Below are 4,150 nucleotides of genomic sequence, written 5' to 3'. Positions count from 1 at the left end.
GCCAAAGGCGTAGTAATCGTCTTCCTGTATTACGTCTGCAATGCCTGCAGATTCCTGGAAGGTTGAGCGGGTGTTGCCCAGGTGGTCTTTCAGGTCGTACTGGTATTTGTACAGGCCTGTGCCATTAGGCATGGCGCGCCCTTCTTCGGTTTGTATAAATTTAATGGCACCATTTTGGTAAATTATCCCGCCAATATAATCCCATGTACCATCGGCAGCGCTTACATTCCTGAGTTTTTCACCATTAGCGGCATACGTATAACTGGCTAACGTGGAGCCGCCCTGCGTAACCGTGGAGGGCAGGTTGAGCACGTTGTAACTGATAAACTTGCCCTCCCCATTCGTTTTGGAGTTGCCATTGGCATCGTAAGAATAGCCGCGGGTGGTAAAGCCGGCACCCAACACCGTGGCCAGTTGATTGGTTTGGTTGCTGTTATTGTAATAGTAACTTAATTCGCCGTAAGGCTGCCCGGTACGGTTTAATTTGGTAATATTTCCGCCCTTGTCGTAACTAAGGGTTTCGTCCATCAGCCCCGAGTTGGATTGCGCCTTCAACAGCCTGTTCAGAGCATCGTAGCTGTAGCGGAAACCCCTGTTAAGTCCATTTTTCCCAAAGTATTCCATTTGGGCAATATTGCCGTTGTATTGCGGGCCTATGCCGTTATCCGGTGCATTGTAACGCAGATCGAGGTTATACAAATTATCGTTAGTGGTGGCCCCGCGCAGCCAGCCCCTTTCGTTATAGGTGTGGGTAACGTTTTGCAAATAATTGGTACTGTCGGTACTGCCGATGTGCTTTATCCTAACCTGCCCTATTTCGTTATATTCTATTTTCGATAACAGGGTTTTGGTATCTGCGGCCATCGTCCTGTACTTCATCTGCTGCCAGTTGCTCAGCTTACGTCCCATATGATCGTACAAATACGTATTGGCCACCGTAAGTTGGGGGAAGCCGGCATTGGAGATGGTAAAATGCTCCCGGGTGGTGCTGGTTACCGCATCATTAAAATTATAGGTGGTGGTTACCGCATCGTAATTGTTGTAATTGGGCGTATTGCCGCCCAGGTTATGCTGTTCGTAGGTTTTAATGGCATGCCCGTCGTCATCGTAATAGGTAAAAGACCACAACATACGGGTGGCCGAGCCTAAGATACCGGTGCGTGTACAGGTGAGAAGCCCCTGTGTGCGGCTGCTGGCACCGGCGGGCGCTGCATAGTTAGCAGGCTTGGCGGCTATATTATAATCATCGTAATAGTTAATAGACAGGTAGGCCGATACCACGCCCTGCGGTGTAGCCACGTTGGTATAGCCCGGGGTTGTATTGGCCGTAGTCCGGCTTTCCCATAAATTAGTTTGCTGATCGCTATAGTCTTGCAACCAGGTAAGCACCGCCGTTGATGGCGTGCTGATATTGCTATCCCCACTGCTGTTGGGGTGTGGGTATATGCCTGTTATTACTACCCGGCCCTGCACATCATACTTGGTAAACAACCACTCCTGTGGGGTTTTATTGCGCTGGTTGGCATCCTGCGTCATTACCACCTGGTCCAGCTTGTTATAAACAAAAAACTCCCAGCCTTTGCCCGGCAGCTTTTTTTGCGTCAAGCGGTTGCGGGCATCATAGCGGTACTGGTAGCAGAGGTCATCTAAAATAGCCTGGGTGGGCATGCCGGCATCGGGGTTGGCTTTGGGTGGTAACACAAAGGCCAGGTTGCCTAAATCGTCGTACACATAATAGGTACTCAGCATTTCTGCCACATCTATATTAAAGCCGTCTTTTATTTTGTTATAAAGGCGTTTTAATACCACATGGCCGTTCTTGTCTTTATATTCCTCCACAATGCCTACGCAGCCTTCGGCGGGCTTCCAGTTTTCATCTTTGCTGATAGTGATACTTAGTTGCCCCGTGCCATAGGTACCGGGAAGGCTGAGTTGCCTGGTACCGTTTGCCAGTATCTCAGCCTTGTACCTCGATACCAGGTGGCTGCCTTTGTTATTGGGCGATATAGCAGAGGTAAAAGTGCTTTGGTCGTTGGCAGAATAATCCGTTTTCACCGTATGCCATGGGCTGTTGGGGCTGCCGGCATCAGGCAATTGCCAGGCCTCCCCGGGGGCGCCCTGCTCTACAACACGGTTTAGCGGCGATGCCTCGAAGCCGGTTACGGATAGCGGTTTGGGGGTACGAACGATACCGTTGCCCTGCTGGCTTTGAACAGGCGAAGGTACCGGCGAGGGGTTATAAAAATTATAAACGCCAACCGAATGGGCATTAGCTACGTAAGCACCGTACCCGGTAGTTGTTGTTAAGGCAAAGGGCAGGTAGCGGTTGCGTTCGCGCCCCAATTCGTCATAAGAGAAAGCCTGCACAATATCCTTCCCGCCCGGCGAGGCCTGCCGCTGTACGGTTTGCAGTGGGCGGCCCAAGCCGTCAGTATAGCTGATGGTAGTCATTACCGAATCTTTATTGGGGGTGAGTGCGTTCAGTTTGGTAACTGTGGTGATGGGCCTGCGCGGTATACGCTCAAATACGTAATTCTGTTCTAAAGTTTGGCCGTAAGCAAAACTGCAAGGCAACAAGGCCAATAGTGCTGCTAAACTGTAAATATTCTTCAATTTCATATTGATTGATAGGGTTAGGTAGTTGATTTTAGTCTAAGCCCGAGCCGGACATGATGATGGACCATGACGTGCCTGCAGCCAGGTTGATATTAGGGAAAGTATAAGTTGTAGAACTGCCCGACCGTGTCAATGAATAACTTGCTGAATAATTTTGGTTAACCAGTTCCAGCGTCGTCCAACCCAGTTGTGTACTTGGGTTATATGCCGAACCAAAGGTTTCTATTTCGATATTGTAGGTACCCACCGGCGGGGCTATACCCGCGTTTACCTGGCTTTGCGTGTACGTAAACAATACCGTTCCTGCCGCATTTTTTAATTTGATACCGTTAATACCCGATGTTTTGGTGCCCGTTGGCGGGTAGGTATTATTAACGAAAGCGATTGGCCGGTTACCTGTTGCGCATTCCCCTTTGCTGTTGGCGTAGTCCTGGCCGTTAGCGGCAATGTCAGCCAGCGCCTGGTTATTGGCATCCTGCAGGCTGATAACAGAGCTGTAAGTACCGGCATACACCTGGTAAGTTACCGTACTGCCAACGCCTGCTGTGCAACTTTTGGTGAAGGACTGGCTTTGCAAGCCATTGTAATACACGTTGGTTGGCGCGCTAATATTAAAATTATATTGATAGTTTTTAACAATGTTGCGCCATTGGTCACGTACGTTGCTCAACCGTTGTAACTTATCATATTCAAAAAAGCTGGTTTCGCCTTTTACGTCGGTTATGGCTGTTACGCCCACCGCGGGGTCGAAGGTGTAAAAACTCATCAGTGCATCGGTGGGATAAATGCAAATATCATCGCGGTAAACACCACTTACTGCATCAAAAGTTTTACTACCTGTGTAGGCTTCCTTCTTGTAAACCCATTTACCGGCTACCAATTCGTACCAGCTGATAAAATAGCTCTTACCTGCCGGCGGGCTAAAATTGACCGTATGTTCCCCAGACTTAGCGCGGGTGCCCGTGTGGGCCTCGGACGTTGGCACCAAAGTATTAGACTCGAAGCCGTCATAGAAAATTTCATTGTAAGCAGCATTTTTTGCTTCGGCAACAGGCAGCAAGCCGTCGTAACCCCACAGGTAACTACTTTTAGGCCCAAGGTATTTCGATTGGCTTTGCAGGCCACCGCTGGTGGTATAGCCATAGAACACAATGCGTGGGTCCCAGTTGCCCCCGGCAGCTTTGGTTTGTATGCCCGCAGGTTCAAATACCTGGTTCCCCCAATCGCCATAATCGGTTTTTACCGCTTGCAGGAAAGTTAAGTCCTTATAATAATCGTCCTCTATCTTTTTTTCTACCAGGTTGGCGGCAATCATAGCCGGGTAAGGTGCCCCTGCGCCATCGGCAACCATTTCGTGCGGGTATTTTGATAACACGCGCTGTACAATACCATCGCTCCCCCCCGTTTTTTGCTCGGTGACCTGCATGTGGGCGGGGTTGCCGTAGATGTTCACCTGGTAATTACTCACAGGATTATTGCCCTCCAGGTCGTAATTGGTGGTTGTTACCGTATCGGCATATATCCATTGTACATA

At 49.5% G+C, this 4,150-nt stretch carries 2 protein-coding genes; both read right to left on the bottom strand.

Annotated elements, in window-relative coordinates:
• The coding region (locus BC343_RS20295) for a DUF6443 domain-containing protein (RefSeq protein WP_078349648.1) at positions 1-2,619 on the bottom strand (2,619 nt) is incomplete at its 3' end.
• Between the two features lie 28 nt (positions 2,620-2,647).
• Positions 2,648-4,150, bottom strand: a 1,503-nt coding sequence (locus BC343_RS31220; protein ID WP_162276904.1) for a DUF5977 domain-containing protein, incomplete at its 5' end; no start/stop codon positions are given.

The organism is Mucilaginibacter pedocola (assembly GCF_002013915.1).
Classification (GTDB): Bacteria; Bacteroidota; Bacteroidia; order Sphingobacteriales; family Sphingobacteriaceae; genus Mucilaginibacter; species Mucilaginibacter pedocola.
The sequence above is the reverse complement of the archived record's forward strand: the minus strand, read 5'-3'. Positions and strand labels throughout refer to the sequence as shown.